Annotated in this window: 25 protein-coding genes; 21 read left to right on the top strand and 4 right to left on the bottom strand. The window is 45.7% G+C overall.

Going from position 1 to position 25,770, the window contains the following annotated elements; all coding sequences use genetic code 11:
• Positions 1 to 575: 575 nt before the first annotated feature.
• A complete protein-coding gene (locus tag OCV11_RS22625; RefSeq protein ID WP_261896716.1) occupies positions 576 to 1,523 on the bottom strand; it encodes an AEC family transporter in 948 nt (315 codons plus the stop codon).
• 340 nt (positions 1,524 to 1,863) lie between these two features.
• Here OCV11_RS22625 and nifH point away from each other — a divergent pair, with 340 nt between their 5' ends.
• The 21 genes from nifH to OCV11_RS22520 all read left to right on the top strand — a co-directional run bounded on the left by nifH (position 1,864) and on the right by OCV11_RS22520 (position 22,152).
• A complete protein-coding gene (nifH, locus tag OCV11_RS22620) occupies positions 1,864 to 2,742 on the top strand; it encodes a nitrogenase iron protein (protein WP_261896715.1) in 879 nt (292 codons plus the stop codon).
• Positions 2,743 to 2,783: 41 nt separating this feature from the next.
• On the top strand, positions 2,784 to 4,253 hold the full coding sequence (nifD, locus tag OCV11_RS22615) for a nitrogenase molybdenum-iron protein alpha chain (protein ID WP_261896714.1): 1,470 nt from the start codon (positions 2,784 to 2,786) through the stop codon (positions 4,251 to 4,253).
• Positions 4,254 to 4,330: 77 nt separating this feature from the next.
• Positions 4,331 to 5,902 (top strand): nitrogenase molybdenum-iron protein subunit beta, encoded by a 1,572-nt coding sequence (gene nifK / locus OCV11_RS22610; RefSeq protein ID WP_261896713.1) that lies wholly within the window; start codon positions 4,331 to 4,333, stop codon positions 5,900 to 5,902.
• 90 nt (positions 5,903 to 5,992) lie between these two features.
• Complete coding sequence (nifT, locus tag OCV11_RS22605) at positions 5,993 to 6,211, top strand: putative nitrogen fixation protein NifT (RefSeq protein WP_261896712.1); 219 nt, start codon at positions 5,993 to 5,995, stop codon at positions 6,209 to 6,211.
• A gap of 13 nt (positions 6,212 to 6,224) precedes the next feature.
• Entirely contained in the window at positions 6,225 to 6,908 is a 684-nt protein-coding gene (locus OCV11_RS22600; RefSeq protein ID WP_261896711.1) for a NifB/NifX family molybdenum-iron cluster-binding protein, read from the top strand.
• Positions 6,908 to 7,201 (top strand): hypothetical protein, encoded by a 294-nt coding sequence (locus OCV11_RS22595; RefSeq protein ID WP_261896710.1) that lies wholly within the window; start codon positions 6,908 to 6,910, stop codon positions 7,199 to 7,201. Before OCV11_RS22600 ends, OCV11_RS22595 begins: the two co-directional genes overlap by 1 nt.
• A gap of 153 nt (positions 7,202 to 7,354) precedes the next feature.
• A complete protein-coding gene (gene nifE / locus OCV11_RS22590) occupies positions 7,355 to 8,785 on the top strand; it encodes a nitrogenase iron-molybdenum cofactor biosynthesis protein NifE (protein ID WP_261896709.1) in 1,431 nt (476 codons plus the stop codon).
• Positions 8,786 to 8,795: 10 nt separating this feature from the next.
• Positions 8,796 to 10,166 (top strand): nitrogenase iron-molybdenum cofactor biosynthesis protein NifN, encoded by a 1,371-nt coding sequence (gene nifN, locus OCV11_RS22585; RefSeq protein ID WP_261896708.1) that lies wholly within the window; start codon positions 8,796 to 8,798, stop codon positions 10,164 to 10,166.
• Positions 10,163 to 10,654 (top strand): NifB/NifX family molybdenum-iron cluster-binding protein, encoded by a 492-nt coding sequence (locus OCV11_RS22580; protein WP_261896707.1) that lies wholly within the window; start codon positions 10,163 to 10,165, stop codon positions 10,652 to 10,654. The genes nifN and OCV11_RS22580 overlap by 4 nt, the downstream gene beginning before the upstream one ends.
• A 19-nt stretch (positions 10,655 to 10,673) precedes the next feature.
• Complete coding sequence (gene fdxB / locus OCV11_RS22575) at positions 10,674 to 10,964, top strand: ferredoxin III, nif-specific (RefSeq protein WP_261896706.1); 291 nt, start codon at positions 10,674 to 10,676, stop codon at positions 10,962 to 10,964.
• Positions 10,965 to 11,382: 418 nt separating this feature from the next.
• Positions 11,383 to 12,306 carry a Fe-S cluster assembly protein NifU gene (gene nifU / locus OCV11_RS22570; protein ID WP_261896705.1) on the top strand — a complete coding sequence of 308 codons (924 nt, stop codon included), beginning with the start codon at positions 11,383 to 11,385 and terminating at the stop codon, positions 12,304 to 12,306.
• Positions 12,296 to 13,525, top strand: a complete 1,230-nt coding sequence (nifS, locus tag OCV11_RS22565; RefSeq protein WP_261896704.1) for a cysteine desulfurase NifS — start codon at positions 12,296 to 12,298, stop codon at positions 13,523 to 13,525. The genes nifU and nifS overlap by 11 nt, the downstream gene beginning before the upstream one ends.
• A 9-nt stretch (positions 13,526 to 13,534) precedes the next feature.
• The gene (gene nifV, locus OCV11_RS22560) at positions 13,535 to 14,683 is read left to right on the top strand and encodes a homocitrate synthase (protein ID WP_261896703.1); all 1,149 of its coding nucleotides are present in this window, start codon (positions 13,535 to 13,537) and stop codon (positions 14,681 to 14,683) included.
• Between the two features lie 9 nt (positions 14,684 to 14,692).
• Positions 14,693 to 15,010 carry a nitrogenase-stabilizing/protective protein NifW gene (locus OCV11_RS22555; protein WP_261896702.1) on the top strand — a complete coding sequence of 106 codons (318 nt, stop codon included), beginning with the start codon at positions 14,693 to 14,695 and terminating at the stop codon, positions 15,008 to 15,010.
• Positions 15,010 to 15,459, top strand: coding sequence for a nitrogen fixation protein NifZ (locus OCV11_RS22550; RefSeq protein ID WP_261896701.1), 450 nt, complete (start codon positions 15,010 to 15,012; stop codon positions 15,457 to 15,459). The genes OCV11_RS22555 and OCV11_RS22550 overlap by 1 nt, the downstream gene beginning before the upstream one ends.
• 61 nt (positions 15,460 to 15,520) lie before the next feature.
• Entirely contained in the window at positions 15,521 to 16,360 is an 840-nt protein-coding gene (locus OCV11_RS22545; RefSeq protein WP_261896700.1) for a peptidylprolyl isomerase, read from the top strand.
• A gap of 556 nt (positions 16,361 to 16,916) precedes the next feature.
• Entirely contained in the window at positions 16,917 to 18,146 is a 1,230-nt protein-coding gene (rbsK, locus tag OCV11_RS22540) for a ribokinase (RefSeq protein WP_261896699.1), read from the top strand.
• A 31-nt stretch (positions 18,147 to 18,177) separates the two neighbouring features.
• Positions 18,178 to 19,110 carry a dihydrodipicolinate synthase family protein gene (locus OCV11_RS22535; protein WP_261896698.1) on the top strand — a complete coding sequence of 311 codons (933 nt, stop codon included), beginning with the start codon at positions 18,178 to 18,180 and terminating at the stop codon, positions 19,108 to 19,110.
• Positions 19,111 to 19,154: 44 nt separating this feature from the next.
• On the top strand, positions 19,155 to 20,111 hold the full coding sequence (locus OCV11_RS22530) for a tripartite tricarboxylate transporter substrate binding protein (protein ID WP_261896697.1): 957 nt from the start codon (positions 19,155 to 19,157) through the stop codon (positions 20,109 to 20,111).
• A gap of 87 nt (positions 20,112 to 20,198) precedes the next feature.
• On the top strand, positions 20,199 to 20,636 hold the full coding sequence (locus OCV11_RS22525) for a tripartite tricarboxylate transporter TctB family protein (RefSeq protein ID WP_261896696.1): 438 nt from the start codon (positions 20,199 to 20,201) through the stop codon (positions 20,634 to 20,636).
• A 10-nt stretch (positions 20,637 to 20,646) separates the two neighbouring features.
• Positions 20,647 to 22,152, top strand: coding sequence for a tripartite tricarboxylate transporter permease (locus OCV11_RS22520; RefSeq protein ID WP_261896695.1), 1,506 nt, complete (start codon positions 20,647 to 20,649; stop codon positions 22,150 to 22,152).
• A gap of 29 nt (positions 22,153 to 22,181) precedes the next feature.
• Here OCV11_RS22520 and OCV11_RS22515 read toward each other — a convergent pair whose 3' ends face one another.
• From OCV11_RS22515 to OCV11_RS22505, 3 genes are all read right to left on the bottom strand, one after another.
• Complete coding sequence (locus OCV11_RS22515) at positions 22,182 to 23,858, bottom strand: sensor domain-containing diguanylate cyclase (protein ID WP_261896694.1); 1,677 nt, start codon at positions 23,856 to 23,858, stop codon at positions 22,182 to 22,184.
• A gap of 323 nt (positions 23,859 to 24,181) precedes the next feature.
• Entirely contained in the window at positions 24,182 to 24,817 is a 636-nt protein-coding gene (locus OCV11_RS22510; RefSeq protein ID WP_261896693.1) for a LysE family translocator, read from the bottom strand.
• A gap of 48 nt (positions 24,818 to 24,865) precedes the next feature.
• A complete protein-coding gene (locus OCV11_RS22505; RefSeq protein ID WP_261896692.1) occupies positions 24,866 to 25,768 on the bottom strand; it encodes an AraC family transcriptional regulator in 903 nt (300 codons plus the stop codon).
• Positions 25,769 to 25,770: the final 2 nt, after the last annotated feature.

The raw sequence follows: 25,770 nt of genomic DNA, 5'->3' as shown, positions 1-25,770 counted from the left end.
AATGTAAAGATTTATTTGTGTATTCACACACAGTGCAAATAGTGTTTCCGATAAATATTTAAGGTAATAGAGCCCCGTGAGTATTAAACTCAATATAGTCAGTAAATAACAATAAATGAATGATGTTAATCTCTGAATATAATCTATTCCCTTTCGTGGAAAAGCCACTGCGAAACGGTATTAATTAAATTATGAAACAATGTTTTGTTTTAGAATGATTCTAGTTTTGTCGACGTCTTTTACAATCGAATTGAGAGAATATTGTGATGTTAGATACGTTATTGATAACTATCGAGAACAAAACAAGATCTTAATCACTTGAGTAAGTTCATATTTGTTTTTTGTAAAGTAATGTAAATGAATTTTTTGTGACAAATAGTCCTATTTGATGAATTTTAAATAAGCACTATTGGTGATGTGAAGTGATTAAAATTATTGATCTAAAAAATAAGATAAGCATGAAACGGTAAATGTGTGACACGGAAAATACTTGGCTAAGCCAATCTTTCTCTTTTATTAACCTTAATCACTTTGAGGTTAAGACATGGTTAATTATTTCTTTACGCAAACAAAGTCTAAAACACCGCTTGGGCTATGGAGATCATCACTGGAATTGTAATGATCGAGAGGCCATTGGTGACCAACTGCGCCGTTGTACAGAACGTTTGCCGTCCATAAATGTCGCCTATGACCGAATAGATACTAAACATCGGCATGGCGGTAATGATCACCAATGCCAGTTTCAAATCGTGGGCTTGGCCAGGTAGCAGGATCGATAGCATCACGATGGCAACCAGCGGATGAATCACCAGTTTACCCAAAGTCACCGCCGCCAGTTGGTCGCGGCGAGTATCACGAATCTGGATACCGGCAAGGGAACCACCAATCGCAAACAGCGCGACGGCCACCGCCGAAGGGGCAAACAGACCAAGGGTGGTGTCGATGGCATCGGGGAGGGTAACGTGCAGCACATTACCTACCACACCAAGCAAAATCGCGATTAACAAAGGGTTTTTCACCACTTTAATTAGCAACGCTTTGAGTTTGGTCTTGAGAGCATGCTGACTCTCTAATGCGCCGTAATCCATCAAAATAAAACAGAGTGGTAGAACACAAAGGTTCTCTACTAACAGCGCCATAGCAAAGGCGTTAACGGGTGGGTTATCGATAAGTTGCAAAATGATGGGGTAACCAATAAACGAACTATTGGGTACCACCATGCCTGTCACAGATACAGCTGCATCTAATCCCTTGAGTTTGCACCATTTGCGTAATCCTATCATCGCAACAACCGTGATTGTCACCGAAGTTAGCGCATAAGCGAGTAGGTAGCGCACATTAAGAATTGCTTGAATATCAATGTGTAGTACCGTTTTTATAATCACGGCAGGCAGCGCGATATAAATGACATAGCGACCCATTTCCGATATGGAACGTTGGGAAATTAAGTTGACCTTGGCCGCAACATAACCCACCAACATCACCAGAAATATAGGCAAAATTACTGAAAACACAGTCAACATAACAATCCTTAGCCGGGTAGACACATAGAGCAAAGCCAATAAAGAGACGACAGACTCTGACAAGAAAAAGGAGATCTGCCGCACAGTATACCGCGTAATGTGCCAAGTTGCTTATGTTTGATTGCAAGCTCATCGACGCTTTTATGCCATGGTTAATGCCAAAGGCAGTGAATACCAAAACAGACAAACAAAACCTTGTTACAAAACGGACATTGTTAGCTTATGACAATAACAAGGTGATTGGTTTTTTGCATAAGGTATTGAAAAATATAAGGTAAATATTCTGGTACGAATTTCGCCATACAAAGCCTGAGTCTAAACAAATTAAGGAGATAGACCCATGGCAATTCGTCAATGTGCAATTTACGGTAAAGGTGGTATCGGTAAATCAACCACAACACAAAACCTAGTTGCAGCACTCGCTGAACTGGGCAAAAAAGTCATGATCATAGGATGTGACCCAAAAGCAGACTCTACTCGTTTGATTCTGCACTCTAAAGCGCAAAACACCATCATGGAAATGGCCGCCCAAGCCGGTACGGTTGAAGACATCGAATTAGAAGATGTATTGAAAGTCGGTTTTGGCGATGTTCGCTGCGTTGAATCAGGCGGTCCAGAGCCAGGTGTTGGTTGTGCTGGTCGTGGTGTTATCACCGCTATCAACTTCCTTGAAGAAGAAGGTGCCTACGAAGACGATTTGGACTTCGTATTCTATGACGTACTGGGTGACGTTGTGTGTGGTGGTTTCGCCATGCCAATTCGTGAAAACAAAGCACAAGAAATCTACATCGTATGTTCTGGTGAAATGATGGCGATGTACGCGGCCAACAACATTTCTAAAGGGATTTGTAAATACGCGACTACTGGTAGTGTGCGTTTAGCTGGCCTTATCTGTAACTCTCGTAACACCGACCGTGAAGATGAACTGATCATGGCTCTAGCTGCGAAGATCGGTACACAAATGATTCACTTTGTTCCTCGTGACAACATCGTACAACGCGCTGAAATCCGTCGTATGACAGTGATCGAATACGACACCAAATGCAAACAAGCGGATGAATACCGTACGTTGGCGCAAAAGATCATCGACAACAAACTCTTTGTTATTCCTAAACCCGTCACTATGGATGAGTTGGAAGAGCTTTTGATGGAATTTGGCATCATCGACGAAGAAGACGAATCGATCATCGGTAAGAAAGCTGACGAAGTCGCCGCTTAAGGGCGGGGCTTGGTATTGCACTCAATAACAAGGAATTCATTATGGATATGAATAAAGAGCAAATGCAGTCGTTAGTCGATGAAGTGTTGGAAGTTTATCCTGAGGTTGCGAAGGCTGAACGTGCTAAACACATCGTCGTCAATGATGCTAGCCAAGACAGCAGCAAGTGCATCAGCTCCAACCGCAAAGCGACGCCTGGGGTAATGACCATTCGTGGTTGTGCTTACGCAGGGTCAAAAGGGGTGGTTTGGGGACCGGTCAAAGACATGGTGCACATCTCTCATGGTCCAGTCGGTTGTGGTCAATATTCTCGTGCGGGTCGTCGTAACTACTATGCGGGTACCACTGGGGTCGATTCATTCGTCACTCTCGACTTTACCACCGACTTCCAAGAACGCGACATCGTGTTTGGTGGGGATAAAAAGCTCTCTGCAGCAATCGATGAAATTGAAGCGCTATTTCCTTTATCTAAAGGGATCTCCATTCAATCAGAATGTCCGGTTGGTCTGATTGGGGATGACATCGAAGCAGTAGCAAAAACCAAAAGTGCTGAACTGGGTAAGAAAATTGTCCCAGTGCGCTGTGAAGGTTTCCGTGGGGTTTCTCAATCATTAGGTCACCACATTGCCAACGATACCATTCGTGACTACGTGCTCAATGATGCGGATGAAAAAGAGTTTGAAACCACAGATTACGATGTCGCCATCATTGGTGACTACAACATCGGTGGTGATGCTTGGTCCTCTCGTATCATTCTCGAAGATATGGGGTTACGTGTTGTGGCGCAATGGTCTGGTGACGGTACATTGCCTGAAATGGAACACACGCCAAAAGTGAAATTGAACCTAGTGCACTGCTACCGTTCAATGAACTACATCGTGCGTTACATGGAAGAAAAACACGGTATTCCATGGGTCGAATACAACCTGTTTGGTCCAACCAAAATTGCCGAATCTATGCGCAAAATTGCTGGATTCTTCGATGAAAAGATCCAAAAACAGACCGAAGAAGTGATCGCTCGCTATAGCGAACAATGGAACGCTGTGATTGAAAAATACCGCCCACGTTTGGAAGGCAAAAAAGTGATGCTGTATGTCGGCGGCCTACGTCCTCGTCACGTCATTGGCGCGTATGAAGATCTCGGTATGGACATTGTGGGTGCCGGTTATGAATTCGCGCACAACGATGACTATGTCAAAACCACACCAGTGATGAAAGACGCCGCGCTTATCTTCGATGATGCGGCCACTTACGAGCTAGAAGAGTTTGTTAAAGCGATCAAACCAGACTTGATTGGTTCTGGGGTGAAAGAGAAATACGTGTTCCACAAGATGGGCTACCCCTTCCGCCAAATGCACAGCTGGGACTATTCCGGTCCTTACCATGGTGTGGATGGCTTCGCTATTTTTGCTCGCGATATGGATATGACTTTAAACAACCCTTGCTGGGCGAAAATGAAGGCGCCTTGGGCGACATCCACAGATGAAGAAAGCATGGCTAAGTCTGCATAACGGCCGATTGGAAAGGAATTTCAATCGTTTAACCGAACCGGAGTTCACAGATTAGTGGCACGGTAGGAGAGAATTTTATGACTCAAAATGTTGAAGATATCAAAACAGGTTACCAGTTGTTTCAACAACCTGAATATCAGGACTTGATACACAGCAAACGCGGTGAGTTTGAGCAGGCAGTTGATGCAGCCAAAGTCAAAGAGGTGTTTGAGTGGACCACAACGGAAGAATATCAAGAGATTAACTTCAATCGTAAACACATTACGATTGATCCGGCCAAAGCGTGTCAGCCTTTAGGTGCCGTGCTTTGTGCGCTTGGGTTTGAAAAAACCCTACCTTATGTCCACGGCTCACAGGGATGTGTCGCCTATTTCCGCACTTACTTTAACCGCCATTTCAAAGAGCCTGTTGCTTGCGTATCCGACTCTATGACGGAAGATGCAGCGGTGTTTGGTGGTCAAGAGAACATGTCACAAGGGTTGGAAAACGCTTTTGCTCTGTACAAACCAGAAGCGATTGCCGTCTCCACTACTTGTATGGCTGAAGTTATCGGTGATGACTTAAACGCGTTTATCAATAACGCCAAAGCCGCCGGACATTTACCGACTGAAGTACCAACGCCAAACGCTCATACACCGAGTTTCGTTGGCAGTCATACGACAGGTTGGGACAACATGTTTGAAGGGATTTTGCGCTACTTCACCATCAACAAAGAGGGGGGTTATCAACCCGGTAGCAGCAATAAGATCAACATTGTCCCTGGTTTTGAAACTTACTTAGGTAACTATCGCGTCATTCAACGTATGCTGGATGAGATGGGAGTGGAATACAACTACCTGTGCGATCCATCTGAAGTTCTTGATACTCCTGCCGACGGTCAATTCCGTATGTATTCAGGCGGCACTTCTTATGAAAAAGTTCGCGAAGCGCCAAATGCCAAAGCAACCTTGTTATTGCAAGAAGGTCAATTGGCGAAAACTAAGAAATTCATCGAAACCACTTGGCAGCAGGATGTGCCTAAATTGGATATTCCGATGGGGCTTGAATGGACCGATAACTTCCTGATGAAAGTCTCTGAGTTAAGCGGTAAACCTATTCCACAATCGCTCACCATTGAACGTGGCCGCTTAGTTGACATGATGACCGACTCGCACACTTGGTTACATGGCGTGACAGTGTCACTCTATGGCGACCCTGACTACCTGCTGGGGATGTGTAAGTTCCTGACCGAAATGGGCTGTGAAATCAAACATGTGCTGTGTAACAACGGTGCGAAACGTTGGCGTAAACAGCTGGAAGCGCAATTGGCGGAAACACCTTACGGTGCGAAAGCCAAAGTGTATACCGGTAACGACCTGTGGCATCTGCGCTCATTGATGTTTACCGATAAACCTGACCTGTTGATTGGTAACTCTTATGGCAAATTTATCCAACGCGATACCAAAGCCAAAGGAGAAGAGTTTGAAGTGCCATTAGTGCGCATCGGCTTCCCAATCTTTGACCGTCACCATCTACATCGTCATACCACCTTAGGCTATGAAGGGGCGATGTACATTCTGACCACTTTAGTGAATGCGGTATTGGAAAAACGAGATCAAGAAACCATGACGTTAGGTAAAACTGACCTTGGCTTTGATTTGGTACGTTAACCACCAGAAGGTCAGCCTCGTGCTGACCTTATTTCCTTCGGCTTTGCCCAAGGTAAGAATCACCTCAGAGAAACGACAAGGAAGAGTACGATGGCGAATGTGATGATTCAATACAACGAAGGCGGTGACCTGTGCCTTTATATCGCAAAAAAAGATTTGGAAGTGGCGATTACCACAATGGAATTTGATACCGATGCCAAGTGGGGCGGTGAGATCCATCTGGTCAGTGGTGCCATCTATCATATTGATCCGATGGAGAAACCCAAGTTACCCATCTCGGTGCGAGCCAAGCGGCTACAAGCAGCGTAGCAAGGAGCAAAGAATGGAATCTTTAACAGAACCGGCCGCCGTTCGGGTGGCCATGGCAGTCAAAGCACTGCCTAATGTCCCAGTGCGAGCCTTACTGGGATTATTGGTACAACATTTAGGTGAACCGCTAAGCGAGGAAAAATTGCTTGGCCTTTCACCGCAGGCGTTTCATTTGATGGTCAATTCATTAGGCGTTGAGACCAGTAAAAAAGAGATCAAAAGTGCACTAGAAGTGTTAACTGCGCCGATGGAGAGTAACGACATGCCCCATGTGACGGCCAAATCTCCGTTGACTGGACCCAAACTGCGCGTGGCTTTGACATCGAATCAAGGTGAGATGATCAATGGTCACTACGGCTCTTGTCTACGTGTGTTGATTTATGAAGTGAATAGCACCGAACATCAGCTGGTGGATGTGCGCTCTATCGATGCCGGATTAAAAGGGGAAGAGCGTGCGCTCTATCTATTGAGCAAAATTCGTGACTGCCAAATCCTTTTCACGCTCTCTATCGGAGGGCCTGCCGCCGCACGCGTGACTCGTGCCAATGTGCATCCGATCAAACGGGCCGTTCCTACGTCAGCTGAGGATACGTTAAACGAACTGTCTAACGTGATCCGCCAATCACCACCACCTTGGTTGCAAAAGTTCATGGGAATCTATCAACCCAAAGAGTGCTTTGATGAGGATGCCGCCTAATGGAATGTGTCAATTTGGCGACTTTGAGTGTGCAGGAGATTGAAGCCATCGGGGCGTCTCTTGCCGCTCAACCCACCATGAGTGATGCGGTAGTTGCCCGTTTTAAACAGCAATACCCAGGGGTGAGTTTCACGCTCTGCTTTGAATCCGATATGGGCAGCCATGATCCGTATGTTGAGTATGAGCAGTTCGATTTACATTTAGTCGCTCATTCTGCGCAAGGTGGCTGCAGCCGCGTCACCACCGATCTCAATGCCTGTTCAGGGCTGGTTATTGCGCTTCACGAAGAGTGAAGCGCTTTGTCGTCTTTCCGACAATGTCTCTTTTATTTTCCTACAACTCCCTTTTTACCTCTTTAAAATTCAATAGCTTATCTATGGTTCGTTTATTGCACCTTCGTTTTGAGTGATCAGGAAAGATCGACGTTTGTCAGGTCGGAGGGGCCAATGAAACAATCAGAAATCAAATTACTACAGGATGAGCCCGCTTGTGAGCATAACAAGGGGGAGAAAAGTGGTTGTAGTCGGCCAAAACCGGGAGCGACTGCGGGTGGCTGCTGCTTTGATGGGGCACAAATTAGCTTACTGCCAATTGCCGATGTTGGGCACATCATCCATGGTCCGATCGCCTGTGCGGGCAACAGTTGGGATAACCGCGGTACTAGAGCAGTGGGCAGTGACCTGTTTCGCTATGGTTTTACCACTGATCTTAACGAACAAGATGTGATCATGGGGCGCGCTGAAAAACGCTTACTGCATGCCATCAAGCAACTGATTAAAGAGCACAACCCGCCAGCGGTGTTTGTCTACATGACCTGTGTCCCCGCCTTGGAAGGCAATGATATTCAAGCCATTTGCGATGTCGCCCAAGAACGTTGGGGCATTCCTGTGATTGCGGTGGATGCGGCGGGATTTTATGGCAACAAAAACCTGGGTAACCGTATTGCTGGACACGTGATGGTCGAAAAAGTGGTGGGTACGGCAGAGCCGCCAGCAAAACCCTTAATGAAACACGATCCCACTCGCCATGTGCATGACATCGTTCTGATTGGTGAGTACAACATCGCAGGTGAATTTTGGCATGTCTCACGCCTTTTTGAAGAGCTCGGCATTCGCATTTTGTGCTGTTTGGCAGGGGACACCTTGTTTCACCAAATTCAAACCATGCATCGCGCCGACGCATCCATGGTGGTGTGTGCTCGCGCGCAAGTGAACGTCGCACGTAGCCTGCAAGAGAAATGGGGCATTCCTTGGTTTGAGGGGAGTTTCTATGGCATTGAAGATACCTCTACCGCACTGCGCACCTTCGCTAAACTGCTTAACGATCCTAAGCTCACCGAAGAGACTGAGGCCTTAATTGCCCGTGAAGAAAAACGGCTTAGGGAGGCGTTAGCTCCGTATAAAGCGCGTTTGGAAGGCAAGCGAGCATTGCTCTATACCGGCGGGGTGAAATCGTGGTCGGTTATTTCTGCGCTGAAAGATCTCGGCATTGAGTGCATTGCGACTGGGACGCGTAAATCGACTCAGTCGGACAAAAAACGCATCATCGACATTATGGGACAAGATGCGCTTATGCTCGATGAAGGTGGCGCAAGGCTGTTAATTGATACCTATCACCAGTTTCATGCTGATGTGATGATCGCTGGTGGACGTAATATGTACACCTCGTTGAAAGCGCGTTTGCCTTTCTTGCATATCAACCAAGAGCGCGAACATGCTTATGCCGGATATGAAGGGATGATTCGTCTGGCGATCGAATTGTGTCGCACCTTAGAAGCGCCCATTTGGGATGTCGCACGTAGCAGTGCGCCGTGGTTGAGTGAAAGCGTGGCAGAAGGAGCGCCTGAAACTCATCTTGTTGTGAATCATCGTGGCTAAGGAGTAGCGCATGCCAAAAATCATCAAACAAAATACCCCTTTGGTTACCCAACCGCTGCGCACCAGTTCAGCAACGGGTGCGATTTTAGCGAGCTTTGGGATTCGTCGCACCGTGCCGCTGTTGCATGGGGCACAAGGGTGCAGTGCCTTTGCTAAAGTGTTCCTCATTGGTCATTTACGTGAACCGATTCCATTACAAAACACCGCGATAGACCAAGTGTCGGCAGTGATGGGCGGTGACGACAATTTGTTCGAAGCGCTTTGTACGTTATGCGACAAAAACTCACCAGAACTGATTACCGTGATGACTACAGGGCTGACCGAATTGCAGGGCACCGACCTGTTTCGTGTCGTCAGTCAATTTCGCCGCGATAAACCGCAATACAACGCCACGCGCGTCGTTACCATGCACACCCCTGATTTTACCGGCTCAATGCAAAGTGGTTACGCTTATGCGGTCAATTGCTTGGTTAAACAGCTAGTGAAAGAGCCCACTCGCCGACAAAAGCAGCGTGTGCAAGTTAATGTGCTGTGCAGTGTCGGTATGACCGCCGCCGACATCGATACCATCAAGCAGTATCTCAATGCATTTGATGTTGAGGGGATTTTTGTACCGGATTTGTCGCTCTCTCTCGATGGTCATTTAGGTGACGACGATTTCTCTCCGACCAGCATGGGGGGCACTTCGGTACTGGAAATTGAAATGATGTCGGAAAGCGATGCCACTTTGGTGTTTGGCGACTCGTTAACCGACACTGGGGTGTGGTTGGAAAAACGCTTTGGGATACCCGCGTTCAATTTTGGTATGGGCATGACCATTGAACAGGTGGATCGCTTTGTGATGACCCTAGCTAAGCTCAGTGGTAAAGATGTGCCCAGTTGGATCACTCGTGCTCGTCAGCGGGTACAGGATGCGATGCTCGATAGCCATTTTGTGCTCACTCATGAAACCTATGCCATTGCCCTTGAGCCTGATCTAGCGAAAGGTTATGCCAGTTTAATTGCCGCGATGGGCGGGCATATCCATCAGGTGATCACCACCAGTCAAGATGCTGGGTTTGAAGATCTCGCTTGTGATGAAGTGATCATTGGCGATCTCGCTCAGCTCGATAAATCCTATCCCGATTTGCGTTTGGTGGTGAGTAACAGTCATGCGGCAGTCATGTGTGAGCCCACCATTCCAGTATTGCGCACCGGTTATCCCGTTTCGGATCGCTACGGCAATATGGATGTGCGCCAATTTGGTTATGAAGGGATGCGCGAGCGCTTATTTGCAATGGCCAATAGCATGATCATCACCGAAAAAGAGGAAGTGGAACCTCACATCAGCGCTTATCGTTTTACCGCGCAAGAGGTCAAACAAAACCGAGGTGCCGCATGAAAATCAGTGAACGTAAATTGACGGTGAAGCCCAATCGCAATCTAGAAGATTTCTACTTGAAAGTCGCTTTTGCTACCGAAACCCGGCAAAAGGTCGACCAGCACTTTGGCAGTGCGCGCGGTATGTTGATCTATGGTTTGCATCAAGAGGGCTGGAATTTGCTCGAAGCGATTGAATACACCGAATCATCAACTACCACGCACGACAAATTGCCAAAGCGCATCAGCGATTTAGAAGATTGCGCTGCAGTGTATTGCAACGCGTGCGGCGCTGCGGCCATTCGCCAACTGCTCGATAACCACATCCATCCGGTGAAAGTGATGGCGGGCACCGATATTCATGAGCTGTTGTCGGATCTCAAGCAAGAAGTTGATGGCGGTCCGAAAGGGTGGCTGGCTCGGGCAATGAAACAGAATCAATTACTGGTCGCACAAGCGAGTAGCTCAGAAGCTCAGCGCTATGAACAGTTAATGGATGAAGAATGGTAAATCGATAAGGAAAATAAGTGTGAGCAATATTGTGAGTTATACCCGTGGAGGCGAGCCTTGGGAGCCTCAATTTATATCGAGCATCGACCAAAATAGCTGCATCGGTTGTGGCCGCTGTTACAAGGTCTGTTCTCGAGATGTGTTTGACCTGGTAGAGAAAGAGGGCGTGGATGAAGACGATGACTATTTTGAAGAAGATGAAGTCATGATGGTCATGAGCATTAAAAACGCCGCGGACTGTATTGGTTGTACCTCGTGCAACAAAGTGTGTCCGAAGAATTGCCAATCTTTTGCGCCAGCTGCAGCATAGTGCGGATGCCTAATGGCCTTTGTGCAGGGCGATTATGCTAACGTAACTTCTAATGGGACAGACATTCTGTCCCATTTTTTATCAATATTAGATTATTAGGTTATTGATTTTACTTACTTTGTTTTAATCATGACATGCTAATATTGTTCGTTTTGTCGGGTTTCCATCAGCGATTTTGTCGTGTTTTTTGTCCTATAGCGAACAAATGTAGCTATTGGGTTAACAGTAAAGAATTGTAAAACATGACCTACTTCAAAAAAATAACCTTCGAATATTCAATCTCTTATCTCATTTATGTGGTGTTAAAACGTGTGCTGGTCACAAATTGCCATGCAACTTGCACCTTATAAAAAAGTTTCACAACAACAAACACACACGCAGGACGCGTGGGAAGCAAAGCAAACAGTAAGGAGCAGTTATGTGGGATTACTCTGAGAAAGTGAAAGAACATTTCTTCCATCCGAGAAATGCCAAGTTGGTAGACAATGCAAACGCTCGAGGCGATGTCGGCTCCATCAGTTGTGGTGATGCCTTAAGTTTAACGTTAAAAATCGATCCACAAACCGAGACCATCGAAGACGCTGGATTTCAAACCTTTGGTTGTGGTAGTGCCATCGCTTCATCTTCAGCTCTGACAGAAATGATCATTGGTAAATCTCTAAATGATGCGTTAGCGATTACCAATAAAGACATTGCCGATTTCCTTGACGGCTTACCACCAGAAAAAATGCACTGCTCTGTGATGGGAATGGAAGCGTTGCACGCCGCCGCTGCAAACTACCGTGGTGAAGCAGTGGATGCTGACCATGAAGAGGGCGAACTGATCTGTAAATGCTTTGCGATTGATGATGTGATGATCAAACGAGTGGTCAAAGCCAATAATCTTTCTACGTTGGAAGAGGTGATCAACTACACCAAAGCGGGCGGTGCATGTGCGTCTTGCCATGAAAAGATCGAATGGGTATTGGAAGATTGTTTAGCGGAAATGCGCGCAGAACATCCAGAGTACGGCATGCGTATCGCTGTCAATAACATTGATAGTGACAGTGCATCGACCAAGTCAGTACAACAGCAACAGATTTGGGATGCCGTGAGTCAAATCATCGACGATGTGCGCCCTGGCGTGCAAATGGATGGTGGCGATATTCACTTAGTGGATATTGAAGAAAACGTGGTGTTTGTTTCTATGGTAGGGGCGTGCAGTGGTTGTGGCCTGTCTGGCCTGACACTTGCCAATGTTGAACATCAAATCAGCCAAACCTTAGGCGAAATGTACACCGTGTTTCCAGTGCAAGAAGATGCAGCAATGAAACCAGCAAAGGAAGGGACTTATGATCACTAACGGCAGCAAGGAAGCACCTATGGTGTACCTCGACAACAACGCGACTACCCGCATTGACCCACGTGTGTTGGATACCATGATTCCTTATCTTGATCAGTTTTACGGTAATCCATCTTCGATTCACCGCCTTGGTGCGCGTGTAGGACAAGCCATGGAAATTGCGCGTGAGCAAGTTCAGCAACTGTTGGGTGCGCAGCACTCAAGCGAAATTGTGTTTACCTCTTGTGCGACCGAAGCCACCACCACCGCGATTTTGTCGGCCGTGGAAGCTTATCCGGATAAAAAAGAGATCATCACCACACGCGTTGAACACCCAGCGACGCTCACTTTGTGTCAGAACCTAGAGCGTAAAGGCTACACAGTGCATTGGATTGGCGTGGATAAGAAAGGGCGTTTGGATTTCAAAGCCTTTGAAGCGGCGCTCAATCGAAATGTTTGCCTAGTCACTATGATGTGGGCGAATAATGAAACCGGAACCATTTTTCCCATCGAACGTGTGGCGCATTTAGCCAAGTCGTATGGCGCATTAGTTCATGTGGATGCGGTGCAAGCCGCTGGTAAAATTCCGATGGATGTCAAAACCTTGCATATCGATATGCTGTCGATTTCTGGACATAAGTTTCATGCACCGAAAGGGATTGGCGCGCTCTATCTACGTCGCGGCACGCGTTTTCGTCCACTGCTGCGTGGCGGTCACCAAGAACGTGGTCGTCGTGCGGGCACGGAAAACTCTGCATCGATCATTGCGATGGGGATGGCAGCGCAACTGGCCTATAACGCGTTAGAAACTGAGGTTCCACGCATTGAACTGATGCGTGATCGCCTAGAACAAGGTTTACTCGCCCGTATTCCTAATAGCTTTATCACCGGTAACCGCGCACATCGCGTGCCGAATACTTGCAATATCGCGATTGAGTACGTGGAAGGGGAAGCACTCCTACTGATGATGAATCAAGTGGGCATCGCTGCCTCATCTGGCTCAGCCTGCACGTCTGGATCATTGGAACCTTCTCACGTAATGAAGGCGATGCAGATCCCATTCACTGCAGCGCATGGCACGTTACGCTTTTCGTTATCTCGCTTTAACAAACCAGAGGACATCGATTACGTGTTAGAGCAATTACCACCAATCGTTGCGCGCTTACGTGAGCTGTCGCCTTACTGGAATAATGAAACGAATCAAGGGTCTGTAGACGCATTTGCGCCGGTGTATGCTTAGGAGGCCGCTATGGCGTATGGCATGAATATTCCCAGTAAAATCGTCATTAACGACACCACCTTGCGCGATGGTGAGCAGAGCCCAGGCGTTGCCTTTACCACCGAAGAGAAAATCCACATTGCTCTCCTGCTCGAAGGAGCAGGAGTCAATGAGCTGGAAATCGGTATCCCCGCGATGGGTAAAGCAGAGCGCAGCACCATTGCTGCGGTTAACCAGGCGGTGACTCGCGCTCAGACAATGGCATGGTGTCGCATGTTGGAAGAGGATGTCCGTAATGCCTCTGGCCTAGGGCTCGATTGGCTCGATCTCTCCATTCCGGTGTCGGCTCAGCAGCTCAAAAGTAAGCTTAATATCCCTGTTAGTACCCTGTTTGCCCGTTGTGAAAAGGTCATTCGTATGGCGGTGGATATGGGGTTTAACGTGTGTGTGGGGATGGAAGATGCGTCACGCGCCGACCCCGATTTTCTGCTGCGTGTTGCCGAAGTGGCTGAACGCTGCGGCGCTCAACGTCTGCGTTTTGCCGATACCAACGGAATTTTGGATCCGTTTGTGACTTTTCAACGCATTGTGCAGTTGCGCACCAATAGTCAATTGGATATTGAGATGCACGCGCACAATGATTTAGGACTGGCAACTGCTAATACTCTTGCGGCAATTCAAGCAGGTGCTACCTCGGTTAATACCACGATTAATGGGTTAGGAGAGCGCGCTGGCAATGCTGCGCTAGAAGAAGTTGCTGTAGCGATGAGTGTGCTTAAACAGTCGTGCTGCGATGTCGACCTTACCCAGCTTCCGGCTCTGTGTCGGTATGTGTATGTCGCTTCAGGGCGCGTGTTATCACCGCAAAAAGCGATTACTGGCGATGTGGTGTTTACTCATGAATCTGGTGTTCACGTCGATGGATTATTGAAAGATATCAACAACTACCAAGGCTTTTCCCCTGCCTTGGTAGGACGTGAACATCAGCTTGTTTTAGGCAAGCACTCTGGTGTTAAAGCGATCAGTGAAGTGTATCGTCGCATGGGTATTGTGCTCGATGCAGGGCAGTGTGAAGCGCTGCGCGATGAATTACGATGCTGGTCAGAACGTGAAAAATGCGTGCCGTCAAACGATGATCTGCTCGGTATCGCGATGCATGTCATGACCCCTGCAGCATGAGGAAATTACATGGATGTGACTCAAGAAAACGACTTTTTGGATGAGTTGGAAGAGCTCAGCAGCGCGCAAGAGTTTTTGGCCTACTTTCATATTGACTATGACGCCAGTTTTGTGGAGAAGAAACATATCCAACTGCTGCGCCTGTTTCAAAAGCTGCTCTCAGCGCAGCCTAATCGACTCGGTGATTTTGCCTTTTATCAGAGCACATTACGAATGGCATACAAGCAGTTGCTATTGGGTCGAGAGTTGGCTTTAAACACCCATGGCGGCTGCGATACTTGCCAAAGCGGTGATTGCCCAAGCTCTCTGGTTGAGGAGGTGCGCTGATGGAAACGCTAAATGGCATTCGTTTTGAGATGGGCGACCGAGTCAGAGTGGTGCGTAATGTGCGTAATGACGGAACATTCGCAGGTTTTGATAAGGGCGATCTATTAGTGGAAGCAGGGCAGTGCGGCGAAGTGCGCAGCTATGGTTACTTTTTGCAGACCCAAGTGATCTTTCAGGTTTTTTTCCCTGAAGTGAACCGCGTGATTGGTGTGCGTGATAACGAGGTTATCGATGCCGCACTTCCTTGGATTCCCTGTCAGTTTCACAGTCTGGACAAAGCGCGCCTTACCCGAAGCCTCTCGATGCAAGGTGAGCTGGTGGCCAGTAAAGGAGATGTCATCGAAGTGCAGCGTGCGCTGCGTAACTTGGATAACGGCCAAATGCAGTATGAAGTGGCCATTGGTGCGCATACGGTGCGCTTAGACTCTGCAGTGCTCGAAATGGTTTAAACCGATTGAGTCAAGGAATTGGAGCAAGGCAGATGGGCTGTAACAGGATAAGGAGTACGACATGGAAGCCTACAAACGTCACTACCTGACCGCCAAAGTGGCGACAGAACTGTTCAAGATGAACCCGCAATACTTATCCAGCATGCAACGAGTGAAAGTCGATGCTCAAGTCGAGCAGCTCTATCGCATCCAAGATGCCATTTTGCACTCTCCCGAAGTGCAGTGGGTAAATTTAAGTGAAACCGAAGTCGATAGTGCGCTGCAAACCTGTATTGAGGGGTATGAATCTTACTCGCTATTTCTTGCGGCGCTGGATAATCAGCAGCTCGATGAGGTTGCGCTACGCAAGGCGTTGAGTGAAGAACTCAAATGCGACAAAGTGTTAGAGATGGTCAGTAACAGTGTGCCACCGCTTAATCAAACGGATGCCAAACACTATTACGACCAGCATTTGCTGGAGTTCTATCGCCCACAAACGTGGGAGATGAGCCAAATTTTAATCACCATTAACGACGCCTATCCAGAAAACCGCCGTGACCAAGTGTTGCACCGGATTTGGTCGCTCTATCACCAGTGTGAAAAGAGTCATTTTGAGACGCTTGCTTTGCAACATTCCGAGTGTCCAAGTGCGATGCAAAATGGGTATTTAGGTTGGTGTGATGCTGAAAAACTCTATCCGCAAATCACCGAGCGTTTGGCACTCATTGCACCTAATCAGGTCAGCACTCCCATCGAAACCGAACTGGGTTTTCATCTGGTGAAATACCAACAAACCCGCCCCGCAGGCCAAGCCACCTTTGAACAAGCCTATCCTTTCCTGCGCGAAAAACACGAACATCGCGCCCGCCAATATCTGCAACGCCAATGGATCGCGCAATTGCTAAGTGCTTATGCGGTGTAACATCCGCGCTGAGACGTTAATTGCTGCTCCACTTTTTCATCACATTGATTGAAAAGGTGGGGTGGTTGTTTTTTTTTATCAAATAGTTTAGCTATGTAAATGTGTGTATATTTTGTTAAATATGCGAGGATGGATTGAGACAAAAATGCAGTTCTTCGATAAGCCAATATCAATTTTATTACCAATAATTTTTATTTATAGTGTGACGATGATTGGATTTGTCTAGATATTTATAAATGGAAAAGTCCCGCCATAGATATTCGAGTAAGTTATTATTAATCATAATCTTATATTTTTAAAATGTAAGATTATCCTCTGCTGAAATAGCCCCCGTATTTGCGCCATATTTTGCCATAGATTGGAACATAATTGTCTCTTCTTTAAGTCTCTCACGAAACCCTCTTTACATAAGATGGTTCCGTTTCTTTAGATCACATTCTTAACATTAACCCCTGCCAATTTTTGTTTGTTTTTGTTTGTCTGTTTTTTGTTTGAATCCTTTCTCAATAGTTCTTACCCCCATCACTAACATAACTTTAACGACAAAGGATGGATTATGTATCGGGAAACTCGCAGAGAACACATCATTCAATTGTTGCGCCGCCAAGGGCAGGCCAGCGTAGTGTTTCTTGCCTCATATTTTGATGTTACCAAAGAGACGATTCGTTCTGATTTAGCTCAATTACAACAAGACGGGTTAGTGACTCGTCACCACGGTGGGGTGTCTTTGAAAAAACACCTTATGCAAAACGAGCTCATTCAGGCTAGCCGGTTCGACATCAGTCGTTTAATGCAACACCACCATCCGGTTCACTCGGTTCACAATGGAAAAAGGAATACGAAATCTATGGTTGGGAAAGTCTGTGTATTTGGCTCGTTTAACGTGGATATTGTGGCGAAAGTGTCACGATTTCCTAAGCCTGGCGAGACACTCATTGCTAAAGAAACCACCTTTGGTCCAGGTGGTAAAGGGGCCAATCAGGCTCTTGCTGCCCATTTCGCTGGTGCCAGAGTGCACTTTGCAACCAAAGTGGGTTTTGACCAATTTAATCAGTTTGCTCGTCAGCATTTTGATTCGTGTGGTTTAGATTCGTTTTCTCTTTATGAAACGGATAAGGCCTCAACCGGTAGTGCGGTTATCTATGTCAATGACGATAGTGAAAACGTGATTGCCATTAGTCCCGGAGCTAACCAAACGGTGACTGGAGAGGAGGTCGCAGATCTGTTGCCATATCTAAAAGAATCGAAAGTGCTGCTTGTTCAACTTGAGAACAACTTCGATGCGATTGAGGGCATGCTCAAATTGGCGCATGGCCTTGGATTGCAAGTAATACTGAATCCCGCACCTTATGCCAAAGAGGTCGATAACTTTATCTCCCAAGTCGACATCATCACACCAAACGAAACAGAAGCCTCGCAAATATCTGGTATCGACATTGTCGATTTAGACACTGCGAAGCAGGCTGCTGCTGTTATTCATCAGAAAGGGGCTAAAGCCGTCATTATTACAATGGGGCGACATGGTGCGGTGCTGTTTGACGGTGATAAATATTCTCATGTGCCGGCTTTCAATGCAGTTGCTGTTGATAGTACGGGGGCTGGAGATGCGTTTAATGGCGCTTTAGCCTCTTCGCTAGCGCAAGAACAGTCCCTTTCTCAATCCATTTTGTTTGCTTCAGCATTTGCTTCTTTAGCGGTGGAAAGAGAAGGGGCGGCAAATATGCCGAATGTAAATTTGGTTGAAGCCCGTATGGTGCAACAACCTTTATCAATCAGAAATATTTAAGCGACGTGTTTGAGCTTATTAGGACAAGAAAATGAAAAAAATTGAAGGCATTGTGCCTGTGATGTTAACGCCTTTTACTGATAACAACGAAATTGATTACCCAGGATTAGAAAAATTAATCGATTGGTATATCGATAATGGCGCCGACGCCTTTTTTGCCGTGTGTCAATCGAGTGAAATGCTCCACCTCACCTTGGCTGAACGCGTTGAACTGTCCAAATTTGTTGTAGATTACACCGCTGGGCGTATTCCGGTGATTTCATCTGGGCATATTTCTCCTGCGATAGAGGATCAAATTGAAGAGCTCAATGCAATGGCAAAAACGGGTGTTGATGCTGTGGTTCTAGTGACGAATCGACTTGATCCAGATAATAAAGGTACAGACGTTTTCATGAACAATCTGCAAACCATTTTGGATGCAATGCCAAGTGACATGCCATTGGGGTTGTATGAATGTCCAGCACCTTATCGTCGCTTGCTTAGTGATGAAGAAATTCTCTTTTGCGCCAATTCTGGACGTTTCTCAGTTTTGAAAGATGTGAGTTGTGATTTGGAAACAGTGCAACGCCGCGTCAAATTGGTCGATGGTACGCCGCTAGCGATTGTGAATGCCAATGCAGCGATTGCTTATGAAGCGATAAAGGCTGGCTCAAAAGGTTTCTGCGGAGTGTTTACTAACTTCCACCCAGATCTTTATAACTGGTTGTATCACCACAGCAGTGAAGCACCAGAATACGCAGAAAAGCTGGCTTGGTTCCTTTCATTAAGTGCAGTGACAGAAACCTTAGGTTACCCCAAAAATGCCAAAATTTTCCACCAAAGATTAGGCACATTTGCTTCCAATTTTAGCCGAACAACGCCTTACGATGTGCTGGAAAAGCACTGGGGATTAAGTGTCATTCTTGACCAAATTCGAGCTAACGGAGAAGCACATCGCGAGGCTATTCGTACCCTCAATAAATAACGAGAACTCAACTTTACACAACAAATATAACAAGGAGCTCTACCGTGAAACTAACCCTACAAACTACTCTTATCACTTTAAGTGTTCTAGCGTCATCAAGTGCATTCGCTGCATGGCCAGACAAACCAATTCAAATTATTGTACCTTGGGGCGCGGGTGGTAATACCGACACGGTTGCTCGACTGGTGGCTGAAGGTTTACAGGAACAGTTGGGTGTTAATGTCAACGTGATCAACCGTACTGGTGGTGCGGGCGTGGTTGGCCACGATGCAATCGCGAAGTCCAAAGCTGATGGTTATACATTGGGCGTAGCAACGGTCGAAATTGCCATGATGCGTCATCAAGGAATGACAGACTTAAGCTATGAGAATTACACCCCGATTACTCGTCTAGCCGTAAATCTAGGTGGTATTCAAACCGCAGCCGATTCGAAGTTTCAAACCATCAGTCAATTAACGGATTATATCAAAACGCATCCGGGGCAACTTAAGGCATCCGGCAGTGGCCTCAACTCAGGTTGGCATCTTAATCTCATCGGTATGCTTGATGCGATGGGATTGCCTGCTAATGCAGTCACTTATGTTCCTTCTGAAGGTTCAAGTTCTGCATTAATGGAATTGGTATCAGGTGGTATCGATTTTACTACTTCCTCTCCGGGTGAAGCCAAAAGTATGGTCGAAGCTGGTATGGTGAAAAATTTAGCGACCATGGCAGAAAAGGCTCAAGGGCTTTATAAGGATGTGCCCGTATTCCAAGAGGCAACACCGTATAAATACAGCTTTTCGACTTGGAATGCGTTAGTCGCTCCTGCCGGTATTCCGAAAGAGGTGCAAGAAAAGCTTATCGCCACAATGAAGAAAGTGTTTGCTGAAGGAAAACTACAGAATTATGCGAATAAGCAGGGCTTTGAAGTCTACCCTCTGTTTGGTGATGATATGCAGTCCTTCATGAAAGCCGAAGACCAGAAATATCAGAAGCTGATTGCCAAGTTGAAGAAGTAACAGAGGTTGGGTAATAGCGGTGGCGCTATTACCCGTAAATTCAAGATATTCGCCATGTGGAGCGAATAACCAACATGTAGGTGCATTATGCGAACTTTGCCTTTTGCTCAATTTGTTATTGGTACTTTTGCCTTAGTTATCTTCATCACCAGCATTCAACTTTATGGAGGAGTTGGGTCTTATGGCGCTGGCTTTATGCCAACCATACTCAGTGCATTGCTGTTCTTTTTTACCTTATTAGATGGAATTGTACACTGTGTCCAACGGCCACAAAAAATACCATTTTCAGCGGCAGAATGGCGTGCAGTTGCCATCGTTATCGTGGTTGTTGGACTGTTCTGCCTATTTGTCTCCAACGTTGGCTTTCCCATTTGCTCGTTTGTTTTGTTGTTGACTCTAATGAGTCTACGCAATCCCAAAAAATGGTTGTTAAATGGTGTCTGTTCTTTGGTTGCGTCTGGCTTGATCTATTACCTATTTGCCAAAGTACTTATGGTGGCGTTGCCCGCTGGATTTTTTGCCTAGGAGGTGATTTATGTCCGTATTACTGAGTTCACTACACTATATTGATCTCAATTCAATACTGGCTGTGATTGCCGCCAGTTTATTTGGATTGTTTGTCGGTTCCATCCCAGGACTAACAGCAACAATGGCCGTTGCATTAATGGTTCCTTTCACCTTTTTCATGGATCCTGTTCCTGCGTTAGCCTTGATGATTTCAATTGGTGCGTCCTCTATTTACGCCGGAGATATTCCGGGGGCGTTATTGAGAATTCCCGGCACTCCAGCATCAGCCGCTTACGTTGCAGATTCTAACGAGTTAGTGAAACAAGGCAAATTGAACCGGGTGTTGGGGATCGGTTTATGTAGTTCTGTGATTGGTGGTTTAATCGGAGCGTTGATCTTAATGCTAGCAGCGCCAATGCTTGCTAAGTTTGCCTTGAAATTCAGCTCTTACGAATACACTTGGTTGTCACTATTGGGGTTAACGTGTGCGACATTAGTGGTGGGAAATCAGCCATTAAAAGGGATGGTAACTCTCTGCCTAGGTTTACTATTGGCCTGTGTCGGTTATGACCAAATTACAGGGGTACCTCGCTTTACATTTGGTCAAGTGAGTATGTTAGAAGGAATTAATTTTATTCCTGCGATGATTGGTTTGTTTGCTATTTCTGGTGCTATCGAATACTACGCTGGGAAAATTACCACGAAACGGCAAGATGTCATTCCGACTCAATCTAGCTTTAACCTATTTAAAGGCATTCCCAAGACGATGTGGCGGTATAAATTTAATATTTGCCGCAGTAGCATTTTAGGTACATTGATCGGTGCATTACCCGGGGCGGGTGCTGATATTGCGGCTTGGATCTCTTATGCGTTATCGCAAAAATTTTCCAAAAATCCAGAACGGTATGGTAAAGGCTCTGAAGAGGCGATTATTGATTCTTCTTCAAGTAACAATGCTAGCTTAGCGGGTAGTTGGATTCCCTCATTAGTCTTTGGTATTCCTGGGGATTCAGCCGCGGCGATCATTATCGGTGTGTTATACATGAAAGATATGAATCCTGGTCCCACGCTATTTCTGTTCCAACCGGATAAATTATATGCCGTGTTTATCTTGTTTTTCATCGCCAATTTAATGCTGCTACCATTGGCTGCATTTGTAGTTAACATCATTAAGCGAGTTATCTTCATTGATAAAGCGATTCTTTATCCGATTATTATTGTGTTTAGTATGGTAGGGTCATTTGCAATAAATAATTCACTCTCTTCTATTGTCGTTATGTTGGGAATGGGTGTATTAGGTTATTTTTTGCAAAGAGGAAATTACCCAATATCACCGATTATTTTGGGTATGATATTAGGGCCAATGCTAGAAAAAAACTTGTTGTCCTCTATGATAAAAGCCAATGGCAATTTGATCGAATTCGCTGAGCGCCCAGTTTCTATGGTATTGGCAGGCTTTTTTGTCCTTGTTGTTGTGCTCCAAATACGTTCTATCATCCGTTCTATGACTCGAACGAAACAACATGTGAGTTAACCTCCAAAAGCGACGCTTCTGCGTCGCTTCTATTTTTCAAAGGCTGGCTCAACTCGATTCCTACCTTGTCTTTTAGCAAGATAAAGCTGCTTGTCTGCGCGTTGGTATAATTCATCCAAGGTTTCGGATTTTTTTCGAGTGGCAATACCAAAACTGGCGGTGATCTCGATCTCTTGTCCTTCGTGAATCAAGGGTGTTTGAGCGATGGTTAAACGCAGATGTTCGGTATAAGCCAGTGCTTGACTGGCATTGGTATTGGGTAGCAGAATCACCATCTCTTCGCCGCCCCAGCGTGATAGCGTATCAGTAGCGCGAGTATTACTTCTCAGCAAATTAGCAATATGGATCAGCGCTTGGTCGCCGACTTGATGCCCATAGGTGTCGTTGACGACTTTGAAATGGTCGATATCCATCATCACAAAACTCAATGGCTTCTTTGATTGGTCTGCAAAATGGATCAACTTTGTTCCGGCGCTCATTAAAGAGCGGCGATTAAATAAATTGGTTAAAGGATCGTATGCTGCCAAATATTCTGCCGTCGCTCGTTTCTGTTCGACGGCTTTAAGCCGATAAGCAACGATAACCGCCAGTATGATGGCTTCAAAGACGACACCAAAGACCGCGCCATTATAGCTGTAGTAGTTGTAGGGCAGCATGCCCCAAACAGAGAGTGTTGTGATCAAAAGGCCCAGCATACTGCAGACCACTGCCCCCAAGAAATACCACGCATCTTTCGTTTTACCCAGATTCCATATTCCGAGCAAAATCATAATAACGGTTGTCAGAGACAGAAATCTAAAGGCAAGAGCGGTGGCGAGTAGGTGCTGTTGGAAGGAAATTAATACCACCATCGCGATGATGCCGAGGGCGTTGTAGATATTGAGGCCAAGGTGCAATTTGGGAGTCCGCGTGCGAATTTCAAGGAAATTGCTTACGAACACCAGCCCAGAAACGCCATGAAAGATCATAAAGATAAGTGTCAGATGGTTAGCAATAAATAGAGAGTTAGGGTAAAACCATGCAAACCCATAGCCGTTATAAGAGAGGTTCACGATAATAAAACAGCTGATGTAAATGGAATAGAGTAGGGCATCTAATTGTTTAAGTGAGCTGTAAAGCACTAAGTTAAAACCGACCAGAGCCAGTAAAACGCCATAAACGATGCCGGAAGTGACATGAATTTGCGAATCGAGAGTGCGTGACTGATAGGAATCTAATAAAGCGATTGGCAGGGTTAACGGGTCGAGCGATTGTCCCCGAATCAAAATGTCACTTTCCCCCGGTGGAATCGTCATGTCAAAAACGAAACCCACCCCCGCAAGTAAGTGGCTATCTGCCACAAGACTGTCGCCAGAGTGCCACTCCTTTAGTAAGCCGGAATCATTCATTAAATAGACAGAGAGATGGTCAACCCAAGGCTGAGCAGCATTCAATCGTTGGAACTGAGGCTCTCCGGTCGTATTTTGCACTTCTAGACGAATCCAAGTGGCTTGTTCGCTAATGCCCAGAGATAAGAAATTCTGCTTAGGATACTGTACTTGACCTGATTGAAAGCGTTGCCGCACTTGTTGCAGTGATAGCGGACTGTTTGGGTCTTCATGAAAATAGCTGACGTCAGAAAGCAGGGAATGTTGTTCTCCCTCAGCCCAAACAGGCTGACAGTACGTAACTAACGAAAGCACAACCAATAAAATGGGCCACACCATAATCAGATAATCTACTTTAAAAGAGAATCACCAGTGCTAATGGCTTTTCTGTTGAGTAATAAAAACCTTATTTTGTTTAAAGTTTAACCGCATTAGTCTCGCTAGACAAACGAGGCGTGCACTATTCTTTTTTATCGTGAATTCAGTAACAGAGTTGATGTAGTAGAGAGATTCTTATCATGCCAAGTCTGTTACCTCACGGATTTTTCATTCTCTAATGATTGACCATTTTGCTTTGTAACTAGTTGACATTATTACGACCATATTTGATTACGAATTTAGTTGGTTATATAACTATTAATGCCGCAATGTCTAAATTCCGTTCACCTTAAATAATCCACAAACAACGCCATACCGAAAAAGATTAACACCATTCCAGCGCCTCGTTCGATAAGGTGCACGCTTTGACTTAAACGCATTTGTACTTGATGCAGTCCAATGACAGAAGCAACAAGCAAATCCCAGAGCAAGACCGCAAGAGACATCCATACACCGCATGTAATTTGTTGGGTTATGGTGATTGAGTTCCCCAAGATCACAACCATTAAGCTCATGTAAAACAGTGCATTTTTAGGGTTTAATAGTGCTGAATTTAAACCCAGCGTTAATTGCTTGAATGCAGATGGCGTTAGTGTCTCTTGTATTTCCAATCGATCTTCATTTTTCTGACTTTTTAATAAATGTATGCCAATCCAAAACAGGTATGCCGCCCCTAGCATAGAAATGATCATAAATAGGCTGTTGTTATCTCGAATGCGAGTCCAACCGAGAATAGCGATGGCGATGTAGATGGCATTACCCAAAGCGATGCCTAAACAGATAAAACGACTGCCCTTTAGGCGATGGCGAATGGAGTGACCGATGATCAAAAAGAAGTCTTGTCCGGGGCTTAGAAGCGCGACAAAGTGAGCAAGAGCTAGGGCTGGAAAGGCTTCGGGGAAAAAGGTCGAATACAACATGGAAAATACCTAACGTCAAAAGTGGATATGGACTATAGGTCTTATGATTTAACGATTATTGTCGAAAATTGACGCGAGCTGTTGGTATTGTCTTGGTGTTGAGGCTGTGTAATGGACAAAAGCACGATGTAATTGACTTTGATCTGAAAAACCAACTTCGCCCGCGACATCGACAATATTCATTCCCCTTTTAAGTAAGAGTTTTGCTTGTTCGATTCTATGATTGGTAAGGAAAGCTTTGGGCGTGATACCGAAACGTGCTTTGAACTGACGAATCAAGCTCTCTACTGGTCGGTTGAGCTGTGTTGCAATGGTTTCGAGAGATGGTGAATCAGTGATGTCCCGAAGCAGCAAGCGTTTCATCGCATAAGCTAAGCTATCTTTATCTGACGTATTTGTTAGGGGAGAGACATACTGAGAAATAATATCGAGCAAAACGAGCTCTATTTTTTCATTAAGGGCAACATTATTGGTAACGTTATTGTTGGTTGAGTTGGAGATGCAAGAAAGCTGATCCAATAATGAAATTAAAACACGATGAGCTGCAGATTTAATTAGCGGGTACTGATCGCAAGTTAATCTATCTATTTGATGACCATATAAACGACTTAATATCTGACAGCACCAATAATTGTCGAGATACAGCATGTGATAGCTACGCGGTAATTTATTGATAGGGTTGCAGGAGTGAACAACTTTAGGCTCGATCAGTATGATATCACCCGCAGATAAACATAGCTGATTGTCCGGTAGGGTCAGTAGAGTTTGTCCTGCGGTAATAAGACCAATTGAGAGTTCAGAGTGGCTGTGGGCTTTATAACCTTGGGTGCTATTGTATGTAGAGCGCACCGTCAAATGCGGTATCATTTTATGTCGCCAAAAACTCTGGTTGATGTTTTTTGCTGTGCCGTTTTCGGCTGCTAACTTGCCCGCCATTTTTCGCTCTTGCATAA

Origin of the sequence: Vibrio porteresiae DSM 19223 (genome assembly GCF_024347055.1) — a bacterium.
In the GTDB taxonomy this organism is placed as follows: Bacteria; Pseudomonadota; Gammaproteobacteria; order Enterobacterales; family Vibrionaceae; genus Vibrio; species Vibrio porteresiae.
The sequence above is the reverse complement of the archived record's forward strand: the minus strand, read 5'-3'. Positions and strand labels throughout refer to the sequence as shown.

What these genes read in the sequence shown, in the direction of transcription:
- OCV11_RS22520 (WP_261896695.1), top strand. Translation starts at nt 20,647, where the DNA reads ATGTCCGTATTACTGAGTTCACTACACTATATTGATCTCAATTCAATA.
- nifN (WP_261896708.1), top strand. Translation starts at nt 8,796, where the DNA reads ATGCCAAAAATCATCAAACAAAATACCCCTTTGGTTACCCAACCGCTG.
- nifU (WP_261896705.1), top strand. Translation starts at nt 11,383, where the DNA reads ATGTGGGATTACTCTGAGAAAGTGAAAGAACATTTCTTCCATCCGAGA.
- OCV11_RS22600 (WP_261896711.1), top strand. Translation starts at nt 6,225, where the DNA reads ATGGAATCTTTAACAGAACCGGCCGCCGTTCGGGTGGCCATGGCAGTC.
- OCV11_RS22625 (WP_261896716.1), bottom strand. Translation starts at nt 1,523, where the DNA reads ATGTTGACTGTGTTTTCAGTAATTTTGCCTATATTTCTGGTGATGTTG.
- OCV11_RS22525 (WP_261896696.1), top strand. Translation starts at nt 20,199, where the DNA reads ATGCGAACTTTGCCTTTTGCTCAATTTGTTATTGGTACTTTTGCCTTA.
- nifV (WP_261896703.1), top strand. Translation starts at nt 13,535, where the DNA reads ATGGCGTATGGCATGAATATTCCCAGTAAAATCGTCATTAACGACACC.
- OCV11_RS22535 (WP_261896698.1), top strand. Translation starts at nt 18,178, where the DNA reads ATGAAAAAAATTGAAGGCATTGTGCCTGTGATGTTAACGCCTTTTACT.
- OCV11_RS22510 (WP_261896693.1), bottom strand. Translation starts at nt 24,817, where the DNA reads ATGTTGTATTCGACCTTTTTCCCCGAAGCCTTTCCAGCCCTAGCTCTT.
- OCV11_RS22580 (WP_261896707.1), top strand. Translation starts at nt 10,163, where the DNA reads ATGAAAATCAGTGAACGTAAATTGACGGTGAAGCCCAATCGCAATCTA.
- nifS (WP_261896704.1), top strand. Translation starts at nt 12,296, where the DNA reads ATGATCACTAACGGCAGCAAGGAAGCACCTATGGTGTACCTCGACAAC.
- OCV11_RS22505 (WP_261896692.1), bottom strand. Translation starts at nt 25,768, where the DNA reads ATGCAAGAGCGAAAAATGGCGGGCAAGTTAGCAGCCGAAAACGGCACA.
- OCV11_RS22545 (WP_261896700.1), top strand. Translation starts at nt 15,521, where the DNA reads ATGGAAGCCTACAAACGTCACTACCTGACCGCCAAAGTGGCGACAGAA.
- nifE (WP_261896709.1), top strand. Translation starts at nt 7,355, where the DNA reads ATGAAACAATCAGAAATCAAATTACTACAGGATGAGCCCGCTTGTGAG.
- OCV11_RS22550 (WP_261896701.1), top strand. Translation starts at nt 15,010, where the DNA reads ATGGAAACGCTAAATGGCATTCGTTTTGAGATGGGCGACCGAGTCAGA.
- nifH (WP_261896715.1), top strand. Translation starts at nt 1,864, where the DNA reads ATGGCAATTCGTCAATGTGCAATTTACGGTAAAGGTGGTATCGGTAAA.
- OCV11_RS22515 (WP_261896694.1), bottom strand. Translation starts at nt 23,858, where the DNA reads ATGGTGTGGCCCATTTTATTGGTTGTGCTTTCGTTAGTTACGTACTGT.
- nifD (WP_261896714.1), top strand. Translation starts at nt 2,784, where the DNA reads ATGGATATGAATAAAGAGCAAATGCAGTCGTTAGTCGATGAAGTGTTG.
- nifK (WP_261896713.1), top strand. Translation starts at nt 4,331, where the DNA reads ATGACTCAAAATGTTGAAGATATCAAAACAGGTTACCAGTTGTTTCAA.
- nifT (WP_261896712.1), top strand. Translation starts at nt 5,993, where the DNA reads ATGGCGAATGTGATGATTCAATACAACGAAGGCGGTGACCTGTGCCTT.
- OCV11_RS22555 (WP_261896702.1), top strand. Translation starts at nt 14,693, where the DNA reads ATGGATGTGACTCAAGAAAACGACTTTTTGGATGAGTTGGAAGAGCTC.
- rbsK (WP_261896699.1), top strand. Translation starts at nt 16,917, where the DNA reads ATGTATCGGGAAACTCGCAGAGAACACATCATTCAATTGTTGCGCCGC.
- OCV11_RS22595 (WP_261896710.1), top strand. Translation starts at nt 6,908, where the DNA reads ATGGAATGTGTCAATTTGGCGACTTTGAGTGTGCAGGAGATTGAAGCC.